The following is a 17,602-nucleotide window of genomic DNA, read 5'->3' as shown; positions in this document are numbered from 1 at the left end:
GAGGTGACCGGATGTCCCCGGCACTGACCACCGAGAAGGACGACCGGACGGGCGCCGCGGCGGCGGGCTCGCCCGCCCCCTCCGGCCGCGCCGGATCCGTCTCGATCGACCACGTCCACAAGTCGTTCGGCCGTCCCGGGACCGCCCAGCCGGTGCTCGAGGACATCAACCTCCATGTGCGGCCGGGCGAGTTCGTCTGTCTGCTGGGGGCTTCCGGCTGCGGTAAGTCGACCCTGCTCAATCTGATCGCCGACCTGGACAAGCCGTCGGCCGGGACCATCGAGGTCCCCGGCCGGCCGGCCCTGATGTTCCAGGAGCACGCCTTGTTCCCGTGGCTGACCGCGGGGAAGAACATCGAACTGGCGCTGCGGCTGCGCGGTGTGCCGCGCGCCGACCGCAGGCCGCAGGCCGAGCGGCTGCTGGAGCTGGTGCGGCTCGGTGGCGCCTACGGCAAGCGGGTGCACGAGCTGTCCGGCGGTATGCGGCAGCGCGTGGCGCTGGCCCGCGCGCTGGCGCAGGACTCCAGCGTGCTGCTGATGGACGAGCCGTTCGCCGCGCTCGACGCCATCACCCGCGATGTGCTGCACGAGGAGCTGACCCGGATCTGGAGCGAGACGGGCGTCTCGGTGCTGTTCGTGACCCACAACGTCCGCGAGGCCGTGCGGCTGGCCGAGCGTGTGGTGCTGCTGTCCTCCCGGCCGGGGCGGGTCGTCCGCGAATGGACGGTGGACATCCCGCAGCCGCGCCGTATCGAGGACTCGGACGTCGCCGACCTGTCCGTTGAGATCACCGAAGAACTGCGTGGGGAGATCCGCCGCCATGGCCAGCAGTAAGACCACCCGCGGCGGCGGGGTCGACGAAGCCGCCGAGAACACCGAGGCCGCCGAGGCCACGGAGAACGCCGAGAACGCCGAGAACACCGGGAACGCAGGGAAATCGGCCGAGAAGCCCGTCGGCACCTCCACCGCCCAGGACCTGGCGGGCCTGGAGGCCGGTCTGGACGCCCTGGACACGGTGCAGACCAAGCGTGTCTCACCGGTCGAGGTGCTGGTCCAGAAGGTGCTGCCGCCCATCGTGGCCGTGCTCGTCGTACTGGCCCTGTGGAAGGTGCTCGTCCTCGCGAAGGTCACCGACGACTACAAGCTCCCCGACCCCAAGCTCGTGTGGGACTCGCTGCGCCGGCTGTGGCTCCAGGGCGAGCTGTTCGACATCATCTGGACCAGCGTCTCGCGCGGCCTGTTCGGCTTCCTCATCGCGCTGGCGATCGCGACCCCGCTGGGTCTGATCGTCGCCCGGGTGAAGTTCATCCGCGCCGGCATCGGCCCGATCCTGTCCGGACTCCAGTCGCTGCCCTCGGTCGCCTGGGTGCCGCCCGCGGTGATCTGGCTGGGCCTGAACGACCAGATGATGTACACCGTCATCCTGCTGGGCGCGGTCCCCTCCATCGCCAACGGGCTGGTCGCCGGCATCGACCAGGTCCCCCCGATCTTCCTGCGGGCCGGCCGCACCCTCGGCGCCCGCGGTCTGGTCAGCGCCCGGCACATCCTGCTGCCCGCCGCGCTGCCCGGTTACGTCGCCGGGCTCAAGCAGGGCTGGGCCTTCTCCTGGCGCTCGCTGATGGCCGCCGAGATCATCGCCAAGTCCCCGGACCTGGGCCTGGGGCTCGGCCAGTACCTGGAGAACCAGCGCAACAACTCCGACATGCCCGGTGTGCTGCTGGGCATCCTGCTGATCCTCGTCGTCGGCATCGCCATCGAGCTGCTGATCTTCGCCCCGATCGAGCGTCGGGTGCTGCGCAGCCGCGGCCTGCTGGCGAGCGCCCGCTGACCGGAAAACCGCCGAGAACCACCAAGAACCACGGCAGCCACGGAAGCCACCGAAGCCACCGAAGCCACCGAAGACCACGGAGAGCCAGAGAAAGCCACGATGTCTGCCCCGACCCTGCTGATCGTCGCCCACGGCAGCCGCGACCCGCGCCATGCGGCGACCGTCGACGCGCTGCGCGCGCGGGTGCGGTCGCTGCGGCCGGGGCTGCGGGTGGAAGCGGCGTTCCTGGAGTTCAACGCACCGCGCGTGAGCCAGGTCCTCGCCCGCCTCGCGGAGCGAGGCGCGGACGCGGGGGACCAGGTGATCGCCCTCCCCCTGCTGCTGACCCGCGCCTTCCACGCGAAGTCCGACATCCCGGCGGTACTGCGCGAGGCCACGGCCCGCCACCCCCGGCTGTCCGTCCGCCAGGCCGCGGTCCTGGGCCCGTCCCCGCTGCTCGTGGACGCCCTGGAACGCCGCCTGTACGAAGCGGGGCTGCGCCCCGCCGACCGCCGCTCGACCGGGGTCGTCCTGGCCGCGGCGGGCTCCACCGACCCGGAGGCGATCGCGGTGATCGCTGAAATCGCGCGGGAGTGGCGGCACACCGGTTGGTGCGCCGTGCGACCCGCGTTCGCCTCCGCCTCACTTCCCCGCACCGAGGACGCCGTCCGCGCCCTGCGCGCGGAGGGCGTCGCCCGGGTGGCCGTGGCCCCCTACGTCATCGCCCCCGGCCGCCTCCCCGACCGCATCGCCCGGGGCGCCGAGGCCGCGGGCGCGGACATCCTGTCCGACGTCCTGGGCCCGGCCCCGGAACTGGCCCGCCTCCTGCTGCACCGCTACGACGAGGCCCGCCGCACGGTCCCGGTGCCGCTGACCGCATGACCGCCTGACCGGACGCCGAGGCCGTCGGCCGGTCCACCCGGCGACCTGCGCCTTCCCCTGCTCACACCCGCGTTAGCCAGGTGTTAGCGGAGCGGCAGTCCTGCGGTAGGGACTCCCGGCAGAGTGGGTGACGTACCGAGAAGCACACGACACCAACCGCCCCTGGGGGGAACCGAAATGAGCTCCAGCACCGTCCGCACCGCTCGTCGCCGCACCCTGCGCGTTGCCGCCGCGGCCCTGATCGCAGCCGCCGGCCTCTCCCTGACCGCCTGCTCCGGCTCGGACGACACCAGCTCGAAGTCCGCGGCCACCGCCGCGTCCAGCAGCGCGGGCTCCTCCGCCGGAGCGCAGGGTTCCGATGCCAAGGTCGACACCAAGGCGGGCGCCGCGGACAAGGCGGCGTCCCCGTCCCGCACCGAAACCCTGGCGGACGGCAGCACGGCCGAGATCTACGAGCTCGGCGACCTGCACTACCGTCTCAAGATCGTCAACGATGGTGACGTCCTGGCCACGCTGGAGGCGAACGAGCACGACGCCGGGCTCGACGCCAACGACATGTTCGTCGTGCTCACGGCGGGCGGCGAGGTCCACTCCTGGATGGGCGGCGGCCACCAGGGACCGGGCACGTTCAAGCTCGCGGGCGGCTGGACGGCCAAGGTCACGAAAATCGGCGAACTCCAGTACCGGGCGCAGATCATCGGCCACGACGGGGTGGCCGCCACGATGGAGACGAACGAGCATGACACCGGGCTCGACGCCAACGGCGTGTACATCGTGCTCAGCGCCGGCGGTGTGATCAGCGCCCACGAGTGAACGCCTGCCCATCTGCGCGGTGGAGCCACCTCGGGCGGCTCCACCGCCGCCGTGACTTCCTCACCCGTGCGACGCGCCGCACACCTCGGGGTAGTCCACCTCGTCGGGCAGCCGGTAGCCCAGTTCGGCCAGTCGCGACGCGACGTCCGCCGGGCTTCGTCCGGTCAGGCTCGCGCTGTGCAGCACATGTTCGAGGTGGACGCCATCCAGGAAGGAGCGGTCGACCGTTTCCAGGAGCCGGATGTCCTCCGGATCCGCCACCTGTGGCAGCTTGGCGTTCTCATGCAGCCAATGGCCCAGCTCGGCCAGGCGCGCCGCGGTGTCGGCGGGGGTCCGGCCCATGGCGAGGGCCGCGCGCAGGACGTGTCGCAGCTGCACCCCCACGACGTTGTTCACCTTCAGCCAGGGCCGTCGGCCGTCGAGTTCCTCGCTGATGAGGCGCAGATCGTCCGCCTCCAGGGAGTCCGGCACGGTGCCCGGACGGTCGGCGCCCAGCTCCGTCAGGCGGGCGATGATGTCCGCCGGGGTACGGCCGGTCTCGCGCGCGACGGTGACCACGTGTCCGAGGTGGACGCCGCTGTCCGCGAGGAGCAGCTCGTCCTCGGGTTCGGGGGTGTACGGCAGCCGGACGCCGAGGGCGAGCAGGCGCGTGGCGACGGTGTGCGGATTGCACAGCAGCTCACGGGCCACGCGGAACACGTGCCGGGGGCTCGCCTCCGCGTCCCAGTCCAGGAACGTGCCATTGCCCTTGGGGTCGGTGCGGATCAGCACGATGTCCCGGCTGTCCGGGGTCTCGGGCAGCGGGTGGCCGGCCGGGACCGTGTAGCCGAAGGCGGTCAGCCGCCGGGCGGCCTCGGCGGGGCTCAGCCCCTGCTCCCCCGCCGAGACGACCAGGTTCCGCAGCGAGACGGGCTCGTCGAGCTTGATCCAGGAGAGGTTGTACGTGTCCGCCTTGAGCAGCAGGGCGTCCTGCCGGGTCACCGTGGGTGGCAGCGGGATATCGGGCAGCTCGATGTCGGTGTAGCCGAGTGCGGTCAGCCGTGACACGACGTCGGCGGGGGCGCACCCCACCGTGACCGCGGCGAACAGCACGTGGCCGAAGGGCACCTGCTCACCGGGCCGCAGCAGGGAGGTGTGGTAGCCCAGGCGCAGACGGATGAACCGGTCCTCCGGGTCCTGGGATGCGGGGGTGTTCGACATGGTGGGCCTTTCAGGAGCGGTGAGCGTGCGAGTGACGAGTGGGGTCGGTGCCGGACCGGAGGGTCATTCGGCCACCGCGATATAGCGGCCGCTCGCCCCGTCCTCCTCCTCGTCGTCCTCCCACTCCTCGTCCGGCTCCCGCTTCCCGCGCAGGTTCACCCGGACCCCCGCGGGCTCCAGCGTCGTCCATATCCGCAGCATCATCTCGTCGCTGAGGTAGTGGTGCGAAAGGTCGAGCTCCTTGAGGTGAGTGAGCGGCTGCCCGTGCAGCAGCGCCTCGGCGCCCTTGTCGGAGAGCGTGCCCATGGCCAGGCTCAACGAGGTGAGCTGGGGCACGACCGCCGCGGAGGCCACCGCGGCGGCCAGCTCGTCCTGGATGGGGCTGTTCTGCAACCCCAGGTGGCGCAGCGCGGGCTTGCGCGCACCCGCGAGGAGCGGGGCGAGCTGCTCGACGGTGGTGCCGCCCCCGTACCAGTCGTCGCCCAGCCACAGCTCCAGCCGCTCCAGCGCGGGCAGGTCGGCCGCGGCGATGCTCTCCGCCGCCTCGGGAGGCAGTCCGCCGGACTCGATCCGCAGCGACCTCAGCCCCGCGTGACCCGCCACGGGGAACTCCAGCCCGCTCCCGCCGCGGACGACGAGCTCCCGCAGACCCGGGAACGCCTCCAGGAGCGGGGCGACATCGGACTGTTCGATCGAGGAGATCATCTCCTCCTCGTCCTCGATGTCGCCCAGGAAGACCGCTTCGAGACCGGTCAGCCGGTCGCTCAGGTCGGTGAGCCTGGACACCCTGTCCATGCCGTAGCCGAGGACCAGCGCCCGCACCTTCTCCAGCTCCACCGTGCTGGTGAAGCGCTCCCAGCAGACATCGGCGTCCTCGTCGGTGGAGTACAGCCCGGACTGAAGGCGCCACGCCACGGAAGCGGCGTCGGGCAGCAGCGTGGCGGGGGTGTACGGCGGAACGGTCAGTACCGTTAATCCGTAGAAGTTCTCGACGTGGTGCACGTACGACAAGACGAGGCTCCAAGATCCATGTCCAACAGCAGTGCGACATGTTCTATCAGCGGCCTCCGACAGCGGGCCTGGCGGGCCACCGCCGTCGCCGCCACGTGCACCGCGCGGATCAGGCGCTCGTAGGGCGCCGTTGTGCCTCGTCCACAGGGGGCGCGGGCGGATGCCCGGGAAGAGCTGTCAGCGTGGCATCGCGGCTCAACGGGCCCAGGGGCGCAGCCGGGTGCTCTCCGCACCCGGCTGCGCCCCTGGGATGATCACCTCACCCGTACAGGTCCGTACAGGTCCCCGTAGGTCCTACTCGACGATCTTCAGCAGCTTGTTCGGCGTGCCCTCGCCCGGGTTGGAGATCTTGTCGGCGGTCGCGCCGTCCGTCAGCGCCTGCGCCACGTCGGCCGGCTTGGCGTCCTGGTGGCCGCTGAGGTAGACGGCGGCGGCGCCCACGACGTGCGGGGTGGCCATCGACGTACCGGAGATGGTGTTGGTCGCGTCGTCGCCGGTGTTCCAGTCGGAGGTGATGTCCGAGCCGGGGGCGTAGATGTCCACGACCGAGCCGTAGTTGGAGAAGTCGGACTGCTCGTCCTGGTCGGTGCTGGAGGCGACCGTGATCGCGTCCTCCACCCGTGCGGGGGAGCTCTGGCTGGCGTCGCTGGACTCGTTGCCCGCCGCGACGGCGAAGGTGACACCGGAGTCGATGGCCTTCTGCACGGCCGCGTCGAGGGCCTCGTCGGGGCTGCCGCCCAGGCTCATGTTGGCGACGGACGGGCCCTGGTGGTTCTCGGTGACCCAGTCGATGCCCGCGACGACCTGCTCGGTGGTGCCCGAACCCTGGTCGTCCAGGACCCGCACCGCGACGATGTTGGCCTTCTTGGCCACGCCGTGCTCGGCACCGGCGATGGTGCCCGCCACGTGGGTGCCGTGGCCGTTGCCGTCGTCGGCGTCGTCGTCGTTGTCGACCGCGTCGAAGCCGGAGGTGGCCCGGCCCTCGAAGTCCTTGTGGCTGCTGCGGACGCCGGTGTCGATGACGTAGGCGGTGACGCCCTCACCCGCGCTGTCGGGGTAGTTGTACGCGTCGTCGCCCTGGGTGTCTTCCTGGTCGATCCGGTCCAGGCCCCACGAGGGCGGGTTCTCCTGGGTGCCCTTGATGGTGTACCGGTGGTTCTGGACCACCTTGGCCACCGACGGGTCGGCGGCCAGCCGCTTGGCCTCGGTTTCGGTCAGCCCGCTGGCCGAGAAGCCGTTGATCGCGGAGTCGTAGGTGCGGCGCAGCTTCCCGCCGTACTGCTCGGCGAGGTCCTTGCCCTGCTCGGCGGCCTTGACGCTCTTGTCGCCCTTGAGCATGACGATGTAGCTGCCGTCCACGGCGTTTGCCGCCTGGGTGCCGTAGACCTTGCCCTCGGCGGGTGCGGTGGCGGCGCCGGCCGGAACGGCCACGAAGACACCGGCGGTGACGGCGGTGGCGGCGGCCACGGCCAGACCGAGTCGACGCGCGTTGCGCTGCTTGTGAACTGCCATGACGAGGGTTCCTCCTCGTGCGGTTGTGGGGGGTAGTCCGCGCGGGAGCGCAAGCGGATGCCGTTCCCGTAAGTGCGGAAGAACCGTTGTGTGTTGGGGCCACTCAGGTTCTGACAAAAACCCTGACTGATGAGTACGGGTCAATTCAAGATCCCGGCCCAGGTGTGACATAGGCAACGTTGTCCGCACCGACCACCAGGTCAAGCCCCCTTAGGTGTAAGGGGCTTGGATCGGGGATGGTAGGGATGGCCCCCCTCTTGGGAGGGAGACAACCACCCGTCAGGTTCACCGGTAAGCATGATGGGGCGGTCCGCCCCCGCGGCCTAGCGTCGTCCAGGGGTGGCGGAGAGGGTCTGCCACCAGGGCATAAGGGGATGTCGTGGCGGACACAGGCCACTGGGACAGACCGCGCGGAATAGCCGCCCGCGCGGGTAGCTGGAGCGCCCGTCACCGGTGGGCGGCAGTCGGGGGCTGGGTGCTGCTGGTCGTCCTCGCCCTGGCCGTCGGCTCGATGGCGGGCCGGGTGGACGTGGCGGACAGCGAGCAGGTTCCCGGCGAGTCCGGGCGCGTCTCGAAGATTCTCGACGATGCGGGCATTGACGAAGCAGCCGGGGAAACCGTGCTGATCCAGGCCAAGAACGGCGGGCTCACCGCGAACGACCCGGCCTTCCGCGAGGCGGTCGACGCGGTGCTCGACGGGGTACGCGACACCGGCCGGGTGACCGCCGTCCAGTCACCGTACGCCACCAAGGCCTTCTCCGCCGACCGGCGTTCGGCGCTGGTGCGGTTCGAGATGCGCGGCGACCCGGAGCAGGCCGCGGACCGCGTCCAGCCGGTCCTGGACGCGGTGGCCGAGGCGCAGGACCGTCACCAGGCGCTGCGGATCGAGGAGTTCGGCGACGCCAGCGGCCAGAAGGCGTTCGACGACGCGTTCGGTGACGACTTCACCCAGGCCGAGTACTCCGCGCTGCCGGTGGCCCTGGGCATTCTGCTGATCGCCTTCGGCGCGCTGGTGGCCGCGCTGCTGCCGGTGGCGCTCGCGATGACCGCGTTCCTGGCCACCTCCGGCCTGGTGGCGGTGGTCAGCCACTGGGTGCACATGAGCGACACCGCCAACTCGGTGATGCTGCTGGTGGGGCTGGCCGTCGGGGTCGACTACTGCCTGTTCTACCTGCGCCGGGAGCGTGAGGAGCGCGCCGCCGGACGGGACGCGGGGACCGCGCTGCGGATCGCGGCGGCCACCTCCGGCCGCGCCATCCTGGTCTCGGGTGTCACGGTGATCGTGGCCATGGCGGGCATGCTCTTCACCGGTATCGCGGAGTTCAAGGCGATGGGGCTGGCCACCTTGATGGTGGTGGCCGTGGCCATGGTCGGCTCGGTGACGGTGCTGCCCGCGCTGCTCTCGCTGCTCGGTGAGCGGGTGGAGAAGGGCCGGATGCCGTTCCTGGCACGCGCCAAGCGGCGGAGCAACGGCGAGAGCCGCGTCTGGCGCGCCGTCCTCGGCCCGGTGCTGCGCCGCCCCAAGCTGTCGCTGGCCCTCGCGGGTGGCGCGCTGATCGCGGTGGCCGTCCCCGCCGTGGGGATGAACACCGCGAACCTCACCCTGGACCAGGAGTTCGGCGACCGGCTGCCGGTCGTGGTCGCGTACCACCACATCGACGAGGCGTTCCCGGGCGGGCCCGACCCGGCCAGGGTCGCGGTGACGGCGGACGACATCGACGCCGCGCCGGTGCGCGACGCGATCGCCCGCTTCCGCGCCGAGGCCGTGGCGAAGGGCGCCTCCGAGGGCCCGGTCGAGGTGACCTTCCACCGGAAGCAGAACCTGGCCGTGATCGAGGTACCGCTGATCGGCGGCTCGGACGAGGACAAGGCCGAGCGGAGCCTGAACGTGCTGCGGAACGAGGTGCGCCCGGCCACGCTCGGCACGGTGGACGGGGTGGCGGCCCCCATCGGCGGCTCGACCGCCTCCTCCAAGGACTTCAACGACAAGCTCGGCTCGGCGATCACCCCGGTCTTCGCCTTCGTGGTGGTCTTCGCCTTCCTGCTGATGCTGATGTCCTTCCGGTCGCTCACCATCGCCGTGACCTCCATCGTGCTCAACCTGCTGTCGGTCGGCGCGGCGTACGGCATCCTCACCGCCGTCTTCCAGCACGGCTGGGGCGCGGGGCTGGTCGGCGCGGAGGGCGTGGGCGCGATCGTGTCCTGGCTGCCGCTGTTCCTCTTCGTGATCCTGTTCGGGCTGAGCATGGACTACCACGTCTTCGTGGTCTCCCGGATCCGCGAGGCGCGCCTGGCCGGCCGCACCACCAAGGACGCGGTGGTGCACGGTGTGGTCACCACCGCGGGCGTGGTGACCAGCGCCGCCGTCATCATGGTCGCGGTCTTCGCCATCTTCGGGACGCTGTCGATGCAGTCCATGAAGCAGATGGGCGTGGGCCTGGCGGCCGCGGTCCTCATCGACGCCACCGTCATCCGCGGGGTGCTGCTCCCGGCCGCGATGACGCTGCTGGGCGAGCGCAACTGGTACCTGCCGAAGTGGCTGCGGTGGCTTCCGGACCTCACCCACGACGAGCCCGCCCCGCCCCAGCGGCCCACCGTCCCGGTGGGCGCTCCCTGGGCGCCGGACGCGGACGACCGGCCCCGGCACGCCAGGGTCTGACCTTTGCTCCTCAGGAGTTGCGCGGGGCGGTGGCCGTCTCGAAGGAGTTGATGGTGCGGGTGAAGTCCCGGGTGGACAGCAGCAGCTTGTAGATGATGGCCAGCTCGAAGACGAGCAGCAGCGCACCCGACACGACGGTCGTCGCCACCACCCCGTCGATGGCCGGTCCGATGATGAACACGCCCATCTGGAACTCGATACCGCTGATGAGATGGGCCCGGATGCGGTGGCGCAGCAGGAAGTTCCGGCACCGGACCCACCAGGGGAAGCGGCGCCGGAACTCCTGGTGCAGATCGACGACCGCGGGGCGGCGCGGGGCCGGTACCGCCGCTCGGGCGGTACCGGCTGCGGCGGCGGTCTCGGCGACGGCCGCGGCCGCCGTACCCGGTGCCGGTGCGGCCGCCAGGGCCGGTGCGGTCTCCACGGCCGGAGCGGTCTCCAAGGCCCGTGCGGCCTCCGCGGGCGCCACCGGCTGCAGGGGGGCCACCGTGGCCGGGTCGGTCTCCAGATCGGCCTCGGGGTTCTCCCGCAGCAGGTCCTCCATGAACGCCAGCTCGGCCTGATTGTCGGCCTTGCGGGCCGCGCGCATCCGGGCCTTGATCTCCTTGCGCATCCCGTGCCGGATCTTGAAGATCTCCAGCGAGTCGATGTAGCGCAGCGCGTCCAGGGAGGCGACGGCCAGCGCCAGCCACAGATACAGGACGTCGTCCGTGCGCGCGTACTGGCCGCCCATCAGGGCGACCGCGCAGACCAGCACCCGGATCCGGTCGAAGACGAAGTCCAGCCACGCCCCGAAGACCGAGCCGGCGCCGGTCAGCCGGGCGAGCTTGCCGTCCATGCAGTCGAAGATGAAGCTCACGTGGTAGAGCAGGGCCCCGAGCAGCAGCCATTCCCAGTCGCCCTGCGCGAAGCACGCGGCGGAGCCGAGGCCCACCAGGAAGGCGCCCCAGGTCAGTTGGTTGGGAGTGGCCCGGGTGTACTTCGCGATCCAGCGGACCAGCGGTGTGGCCACCGGATCCACGAGCATGACGGTCCACCACGCGTCTCGCTTCTTCTCGGTGATCCTGCGGACCTCGGCGAGCGGCGGTATGTCTCGGGGCATGGTCAGTCTTCCTGGCGTTAGAAAAGAGTTCACCTGAAGCTAAGAAATGGGTAAGAGAAGAGACAAGGCCGGTTGAGGACAACCTTTGCCGAGGGGTAACGGTCTGCGTGGGGGACCGGGTCGATGGCACGGTCAGGTGTACGGGACGGCGGGGCCGTCCCGGTGGCCGACATGCGGGGACCGGCCGTTCATCGCCGCGCTCGATGGGAGACTGGGGCGGAGCGATGAGGAGGGGTACGGCGGTGGCGGATGTCGCCTTCACGGAGGAGCGGGCGCGGGCGGTGCTCTCGGCCGCGCTGCCGCCCTACCGGGCCGGTGCGGCGGAGGCCCGGCTGCTGGCCCTCGGCGAGAACGCCGTCTTCGCCCTCGACAGCCTGTCCCTGGTGGTCCGGATCAGCCGCGATCTGGAGGTGTGGGACCGGGCCGCCCGGGAGCTGAAGGTCGCCGACTGGCTGGCCCGGGAGGGGCTGCCCGCGGTACGCCCCGACCGGCGCTTCGGCGCCGAGCAGCCGCTTCCCTTCGGGGGCCATCTCGTCACGTACTGGCAGCGGCTGCCGGACGCCGTACGGCCCGCCGGGCCGCGCGATCTCGCCGAACTGCTGCGGATGGTGCACGCCCTGCCCGACCCGCCGCCCGACCTGGCGCCGCTTCCGCTGCCGCGCCGCGATCTGCTGGGCGGCGTCGAGCGCTGGCTGCGGCTGGCCGGGGACGCGATCGACCCCGCGGACGCGGCGTATCTGCGCGCCCGCCGGGACGACTTCGCGGCCGCCGCCGCGGAGCTGACCCCGCGGCTCACCCCCGGCCCGATCCACGGCGACGCGCTGCCGCGCAATGTGCACATCGGGAGGGGCGGCCCGGTGCTGGTGGATCTGGAGACCTTCTCGGATGATCTGCGCGAGCACGATCTGGTGGTGATGGCCCTGGCCCGGGACCGCTACGGGCTCGGCGCGGCGGCGTACGACGCGTTCGTGGCGGAGTACGGCTGGGATGTCCGGGAGTGGCCGGGCTGCGCGACGTTGCGGGGCGCGCGGGAAACCGCCGGCTGCGCGTGGGTGGCCCAGCACGCGCCGGGCAACCCCGCGGCCCGAGCCGAGTTCGCCCGCCGGGTGGCCTCCCTGCGGGACGCGGACGCGACGGTGCGCTGGCACGCCTTCTGAGCCCGCCCGCCCCTGTCTGCGCCCCTGCGACCGCTCCCTGTCCGCACCCCCGCGGCCGCTCCCGGGCCGCCCGCCCGTGCACCCATCCACACCCGCACGCCCGGCTGACCCACCGGACCACGGTCCGCACCCCACCCCCGCGGCGTTCACCCTGTTCTCCTCGGCGTCCACGGCCGGCGCGGCCGACACCGCGACCACGGCCGCGCAGCCGCTGTCGCCACCTTCACCGAGAAGTGCTCTGCCAGACCCCGTCGGCCGCCGTTGCGCCGGGCGGTCAGCCGCCCTGACCGGCCCGCTCGATCAGCTCGACGACCGGTCCGTGCGCCAGGCCGTCCAGGTACACGAAGCGGGCCCGGTCCGCGATGACCCCGTCGAAGGCGATAGTCGGGTCCTCGCCCGCCTCGCGCAGCGCCGCGAGATGCCGGTCGATGCTCTCGACGGCGTAGGCGAGATGGTGGACACCCTCGCCGTTGGCCTCCAGGAACTCCGTGTACGGCGAGCGGCCGGTGAGCGGCTGGATCAGTTCGATCTCCGATGCTCCGGTGCTGATGAAGCCGTAGCGGGCCGAGCAGGAGACCTCCTGCCCGTGGAACCGGGCGTCGGGGAAGCTGAGATCCATGATCCGCTCGGTCTTGACGGCCCACCGTCGCTCGTAGTCCGCGGCGGCACGGTCGAGGTCCGCCACGACGATGCCGACGTGGAACAGGGGAGGAAGAGTGGGGGACATGGCCAATCTCCTTTACTTCAGGACGAGGCTGCCGCATCGGGCTGCCGACCATGATCTCAAGTGGAGTCCCGTCTTCGGTCTCGGTGGCACTCTCCTCGCGGCCCGGGTCCCCGGTCCCCCTCACCCGTAGGAACCGGCCTCCCGCCGGGAACCCATCGCTGGGGCGCTCCGGTGCCCGCCGGGCCGGTGACCGCCCCACCGCGCGGCTACCCCGCCACGGCCCCCGCCTCCGCCTCCGCCCCCCGCAGCGGCCAGCCGCTGTCCACGACCGCGTCCGGAGTGCCCTTGCGGCGCAGCCAGGACTGGAAGTCGGCGGCCCAGCGGGCGTACCACCCCACCTGCTTGCGGTGGAGGTCCCACAGCTCGAGCGCGGCGACCTCGCGGTGGCGCTCGGCGAGCGCGCGGGCGACGCGCACCGCCGCCAGCGCGTCCGCGCCGGCGTCATGGGCGCGGTCGTGCACCACTCCGTACTCCCCGCAGACCGCCGCCAGCGTGCGTTTGCCCTTGCGGTAGCGGTCGACGGCGCGGTCTATCGTGTACGGATCCACCACGGGGCCGGTCTCCGCGCCGTCCAGCCGCTCGCTCAGCGGACGCAGCCCGTGCCGCGCCAACTCGGCGGCCAGCAGGCTGAGGTCGAACGCCGCGTTGTACGCCACCACCGGGGCGCCGGCGCGCCAGTGGGCCACCAGCACCTCGGCGATCTCCTCGACCACCTCGTGGGCGGGCCGGCCCTCCGCCGCCGCCCGCTCGCCGGTGATGCCGTGCACCGCCACGGCGTCGTCGGGGATGGGCACGTGAGGGTCGGCCAGCCATACGTGCCGCCCTGTCGGTACCCCGTCCGTCACCTCGACCACGGCCGCCGTGACAATCCGTGCCGTGCGTGGATCGGTGCCCGTCGTCTCCAGATCGAATCCGATCAGAAGCCCCCGGTGCCAGCCCATGGCCGCCCTCCCTTTACCGTTCTTCCCCCCAGGTGTGCTCACCTTCCCACGCACCACTGACAACGCCCGCCACGACCGGCCCCGCATCCCAGCCCGGAATGTCCGGCCCGCCCGGTCCGGGATAGCCTCCGTTCTGCCGGTGCCGCCCGAGGCGCCGGTCGAAGAGCTCACCCAGGACAAGGACAGACCAAGGAGGTGGCGGCCCCGTGACCGCCCCGGCCGTTCCCGTACTGAAGTTGAACGACGTGGACGTGGTGCGCGACGGCACCCCGCTGCTGCGCTCGATCTCGCTCACCGTCCACCAGGGGGAGCACTGGGCGCTGCTCGGCTCCAACGGCGCGGGCAAGTCCACCCTGCTGAGTCTGGCGGGCGCGCTGGTGCACCCCACCCACGGCACGGTGGAAGTCCTCGGCCGCACCCTGGGGCGGGTCGATCTGCGCGAGCTGCGGACGCTGGTGGGGCATGTCGATCCCCGGCATCCGCTGCGCTCCCCGCTGCGGGTGCGGGACGTGGTGCTCACCGGGCTGACCAACACCGTGGAGCCGGTCCCCCGCCGCCACCCCACCCCCGACCAGCGCGACCGGGCCGACCGGCTGCTGACCACGCTGGGCATGGGCGGGAAGCTCGACGCGCGCTGGCCGACCCTGTCGCAGGGCCAGCGCGGCCGGGTGCTGATCGCCCGTGCGCTGATGCCCCTCCCCCGGCTGCTGCTGCTCGACGAACCGGCCACCGGGCTGGACCTGGCCGCCCGTGAGCAGCTGCTGGAGAGCCTGGACACGCTGCGCCGGGAGCACCCCGAACTGGCCACCGTCCTGGTCACCCACCACCTGGAGGAGCTGCCCGCCAGCACCACCCACGCGGTGCTGCTGCGCGAGGGCGAGTGCCTGGACCAGGGGGCGGCCGAGGCGGTGCTGACCACCGACGCCATCAGCAAATGCTTCGACCACCCGGTGCGCATCAGCCGCACCGACGGCCGCTGGGCCGCCCGCGCGCTGCGCCCCTCCGGTCAGGACACCGGCTCGCCGGACCAGTGAACCGGCTCGCCGGTCCAGGACACCGGCTCGCCGGTCCAGGACACCGGCTCGCCGGTCCAGGACACCGGCTCATCGGTTCAGGACACCGGCCGGGAGTCCGCCCAGACGCTTTCGAACTCCTCCCGGTAGGTGGCGAAGAGCCCGCCCTCGCCCTCCTCGGGCATGCCCTCGCGGACCACCTCGCTGCCCCGGCCGCCACCGCGCAGCACCAGGACCGGGGCCTCCATGCCCCGGGCCTTGCGCAGATACGACTGGACGACCGCGAGGCCGTCGGCGCCGTCGCCGTTGACCAGGTAGGCGGTGAAGCGGGGGGTTTCGTCGAAGACGTGGATCTCGAACGCGCCCGGGTCCCGCAGCCGGGCGCGCACCCGCCGCATATGGAGGATGTTCATCTCCACCGAGCGGCTCATCTCCCCCTTTTTCAGGCCCAGTTCACGCTCCCGCCGCCGCACCGCGCTGCTCGCCGGGTTGAGGAAGAGCAGCCGGGCCCGGCAGCCGGATTCGGCCAGCCGGACCAGCCGGCGGCCCGAGTAGTTCTGGACCAGGAGGTTGAGCCCGATGCCGACGGCGTCGAGGCGGCGGGCGTGGCCGAACAGGTCCTCGGCGGGCAGCTGGCGCTGGAGCCGCACCCGGTCCGGGTGGACGCCCACGACATCGGCGTAGCGGTCGCCGACGAGGTCCTCGACGGCGTCGATGGGCAGCCGGTCGGCGGAGGGGGAGCCGGTACCGCTGCCGAGGATCTCCAGCAGCCGGGCGGAGGCGCGCTCGGCCTGGGCGAGGACGGTCTGGGACAGGGCTCGGTTGCGGGAGACCACATTGCGGGCGACCTCCAGCTCGTCCAGGGCGAGCTCCACCTCGCGGCGGTCGTCGAGATACGGCTCGAAGCACGGCCAGTGCTGGACGAGGAGTTCCCGCAGCTGCGGCAGGGTCAGGAAGCTGACGACATTGTCGTCGGCCGGGTCGAGCAGATAGCCCTTGCGCCGGCTCACCTCCCGTACCGCGACCGCCCGCTGTACCCACTCCTGCCCGGCCGGGCCGGCCGCGGCGACGACCCAGTCGTCGCCGTGGACCGGTTCGTAGATGGGCCGCAGCACGGCGTTGACGACCGCGCGCAGCCGCTGTTCCACGAGGTTGAGCCAGATATAGGCCCGCCCGGCCCGGCGTGCGCGTGTGCGCACCTCGCTCCAGGCGTCGGCGCCCCAGTCCAGTTCCGCTCCGATCTCCATCGGCCGCACCAGGGACACCGCGCCGGGAGGTGCGTCGGTGGAACCGTCACCCCCGGGACCTCCGTCACCAGGGGGCAGCTCCAGCCCGCCCGAGCTCACCTGTGCACCGCCTTCCGCCCCCGTCCAACGATCACCGCAGACTACTGCGCTGACGGGGGCGGTGCGACACTCAGGTCCCGCCTATCGGGTCACCGTGCCTCTTCTGTATGACCGTTGTGTCCGGACAGTGCAGGAGGCGTGAGGGGATTCATGGCGGTGACGTCGCGCGGGGAGAGCTGGAAGCCCTGCCAGTGCACCGGCATCGGCTCCTGGTCCTCGTCCCGGGCGATGTGGTGGAACCCGATGTTGACCCACACGATCGGGTGCTTGAGGGTCTGGCCGTTCACCCACTTGTCGACGCTCTTCCCGGCCCCGGCGCCGCAGTTGCGCAGGTTGTTGCTGGCGAATTGCTCACACTTGTTGTATTCGGTGAAGTAGACGTCGTGCTGAGTGAAGGTACGCCCCTGGTACTTGGTGGTGTGGCCGGGGACGATCTCGTAGCTGCGTGGATGGCCGTCCTTGTTCTTGCCCGCCGTGCTGACCACGCGCCACCACCGCGCCGCCGCCGCGTCGCCCGCCAGCTCCTTGGTGACCGGGGTGCGGGTGGTCTTGGTCTTCGGGATCCGCCCCGAGGTCGCGGTGGTCTTGGAGTCGTACTGCTCGACCTTGCTCTTGGGCGAGCCGTCGAGCCCGAAGTTCAGCCGCCAGAAGACGTTGTGGGCGTGGCTGGTGGCGTAGTCCTTGGCGCCCTTGCCGATGGGCCAGCCGCGGCCGTCGCCCGCGTCGTAGTCCATCGGGGAGAGCGTGCCGGTGGCGCCGACCTGCATGGTCATGGTGCCGTCACCGGCGAACCGCCACTCGGTGATGTACTCGTACCAGCCGGTCTGGTTGACGGTGTAGAGCAGCAGGTCCTTGCCCTGGAGCTGGTAGACCTTCTCCCCGTCGCCCATGCGGTAGGCGTGACCACGGGCCCGGGTGGTCGCACACAGACCCTTCACATCCGGGTGATCAGGGTCCCAGGCGTCGGGCACCCGTACGGTCTTGATCGTGCCGCCGGGGCACTCGGCCGGGTCCAGCTGCTGGAGCCCCTGGGCGAAGCCCTGGCCGGTGAGGTCGTCGTACTCATTGCTGCCGTCGTCGTACGGCACATGGATCTGGGCGAGCTTGGCCGAGGTCAGCACCTTGATCGGGGCGCTTTCGCCCTTGGGCTGGTACGAGATGTCGTCGAGCACCAGCCCGGCCTTGCTCTCGTAGTGCCAGCACATCCGCCAGGTGGTGCCGCCGTCCAGCTTCTGCTCGATGCGGTACGGGGCGCTGCAGTCCGCCGCGGCCGAGGTCGAGGCCGGCGGGGCCGCCTGGGCCGCGCCGACCGGCCCGGCGGCGACCGCCACGGTGCCGAGCAGCGCCGGGACGCCGATGGCCGCCACGACCCGGGCACGGGCGCGGCGGAGCCTGTTTGCAGGCATGGGGAGACTCCTGTGATGAGGGTGGGG

The 17,602-nt window shown here is 71.7% G+C and carries 15 protein-coding genes; 7 read left to right on the top strand and 8 right to left on the bottom strand.

The features are described from left to right. Positions 1-11 precede the first annotated feature (11 nt). The 4 genes from PS467_RS31065 to PS467_RS31050 all read left to right on the top strand — a co-directional run bounded on the left by PS467_RS31065 (position 12) and on the right by PS467_RS31050 (position 3,501). Complete coding sequence (locus PS467_RS31065) at positions 12-833, top strand: ABC transporter ATP-binding protein (RefSeq protein ID WP_268974992.1); 822 nt, start codon at positions 12-14, stop codon at positions 831-833. Beyond that, positions 820-1,827 (top strand): ABC transporter permease, encoded by a 1,008-nt coding sequence (locus PS467_RS31060; RefSeq protein WP_311037981.1) that lies wholly within the window; start codon positions 820-822, stop codon positions 1,825-1,827. Before PS467_RS31065 ends, PS467_RS31060 begins: the two co-directional genes overlap by 14 nt. 99 nt (positions 1,828-1,926) lie before the next feature. Then, the gene (locus PS467_RS31055) at positions 1,927-2,688 is read left to right on the top strand and encodes a sirohydrochlorin chelatase (protein WP_311037980.1); all 762 of its coding nucleotides are present in this window, start codon (positions 1,927-1,929) and stop codon (positions 2,686-2,688) included. A 177-nt stretch (positions 2,689-2,865) separates the two neighbouring features. Next, on the top strand, positions 2,866-3,501 hold the full coding sequence (locus tag PS467_RS31050; protein ID WP_311037979.1) for a hypothetical protein: 636 nt from the start codon (positions 2,866-2,868) through the stop codon (positions 3,499-3,501). A 60-nt stretch (positions 3,502-3,561) separates the two neighbouring features. On the opposite strand, the gene PS467_RS31045 is transcribed toward PS467_RS31050, so the two are convergent. The 3 genes from PS467_RS31045 to PS467_RS31035 form a co-directional block, all read right to left on the bottom strand. Beyond that, entirely contained in the window at positions 3,562-4,701 is a 1,140-nt protein-coding gene (locus tag PS467_RS31045; RefSeq protein ID WP_311037978.1) for a wHTH domain-containing protein, read from the bottom strand. A gap of 63 nt (positions 4,702-4,764) precedes the next feature. After that, positions 4,765-5,703 carry an STM4015 family protein gene (locus PS467_RS31040; RefSeq protein ID WP_311040008.1) on the bottom strand — a complete coding sequence of 313 codons (939 nt, stop codon included), beginning with the start codon at positions 5,701-5,703 and terminating at the stop codon, positions 4,765-4,767. A 303-nt stretch (positions 5,704-6,006) separates the two neighbouring features. After that, complete coding sequence (locus PS467_RS31035) at positions 6,007-7,224, bottom strand: S8 family peptidase (protein WP_311037977.1); 1,218 nt, start codon at positions 7,222-7,224, stop codon at positions 6,007-6,009. A 379-nt stretch (positions 7,225-7,603) separates the two neighbouring features. On the opposite strand from PS467_RS31035, the gene PS467_RS31030 reads away from it, so the two are divergent. Continuing rightward, the gene (locus tag PS467_RS31030) at positions 7,604-9,883 is read left to right on the top strand and encodes an MMPL family transporter (protein ID WP_311037976.1); all 2,280 of its coding nucleotides are present in this window, start codon (positions 7,604-7,606) and stop codon (positions 9,881-9,883) included. Between the two features lie 10 nt (positions 9,884-9,893). Here PS467_RS31030 and PS467_RS31025 read toward each other — a convergent pair whose 3' ends face one another. Then, positions 9,894-10,985 carry a CDP-alcohol phosphatidyltransferase family protein gene (locus PS467_RS31025; RefSeq protein ID WP_311037975.1) on the bottom strand — a complete coding sequence of 364 codons (1,092 nt, stop codon included), beginning with the start codon at positions 10,983-10,985 and terminating at the stop codon, positions 9,894-9,896. 224 nt (positions 10,986-11,209) lie between these two features. On the opposite strand from PS467_RS31025, the gene PS467_RS31020 reads away from it, so the two are divergent. Next, positions 11,210-12,142 (top strand): aminoglycoside phosphotransferase family protein, encoded by a 933-nt coding sequence (locus PS467_RS31020; RefSeq protein WP_311037974.1) that lies wholly within the window; start codon positions 11,210-11,212, stop codon positions 12,140-12,142. Positions 12,143-12,416: 274 nt separating this feature from the next. Here PS467_RS31020 and PS467_RS31015 read toward each other — a convergent pair whose 3' ends face one another. Both PS467_RS31015 and PS467_RS31010 read right to left on the bottom strand, forming a co-directional pair. Further along, entirely contained in the window at positions 12,417-12,869 is a 453-nt protein-coding gene (locus PS467_RS31015; protein ID WP_311037973.1) for a VOC family protein, read from the bottom strand. A 206-nt stretch (positions 12,870-13,075) separates the two neighbouring features. Next, positions 13,076-13,810 carry a 3'-5' exonuclease gene (locus PS467_RS31010; RefSeq protein WP_311037972.1) on the bottom strand — a complete coding sequence of 245 codons (735 nt, stop codon included), beginning with the start codon at positions 13,808-13,810 and terminating at the stop codon, positions 13,076-13,078. 206 nt (positions 13,811-14,016) lie between these two features. Here PS467_RS31010 and PS467_RS31005 point away from each other — a divergent pair, with 206 nt between their 5' ends. Continuing rightward, positions 14,017-14,844: an ABC transporter ATP-binding protein gene (locus tag PS467_RS31005; RefSeq protein ID WP_311037971.1), complete on the top strand. Its 828-nt coding sequence runs from the start codon at positions 14,017-14,019 to the stop codon at positions 14,842-14,844. A gap of 77 nt (positions 14,845-14,921) precedes the next feature. On the opposite strand, the gene PS467_RS31000 is transcribed toward PS467_RS31005, so the two are convergent. Beyond that, a complete protein-coding gene (locus tag PS467_RS31000; protein WP_311037970.1) occupies positions 14,922-16,169 on the bottom strand; it encodes a DUF5919 domain-containing protein in 1,248 nt (415 codons plus the stop codon). An 89-nt stretch (positions 16,170-16,258) separates the two neighbouring features. Then, positions 16,259-17,575 (bottom strand): copper amine oxidase, encoded by a 1,317-nt coding sequence (locus tag PS467_RS30995; RefSeq protein ID WP_311037969.1) that lies wholly within the window; start codon positions 17,573-17,575, stop codon positions 16,259-16,261. Between the last annotated feature and the right edge of the window lie 27 nt (positions 17,576-17,602).

It is taken from the genome of Streptomyces luomodiensis, assembly GCF_031679605.1.
Classification (GTDB): Bacteria; Actinomycetota; Actinomycetes; order Streptomycetales; family Streptomycetaceae; genus Streptomyces; species Streptomyces luomodiensis.
The sequence above is the reverse complement of the archived record's forward strand: the minus strand, read 5'-3'. Positions and strand labels throughout refer to the sequence as shown.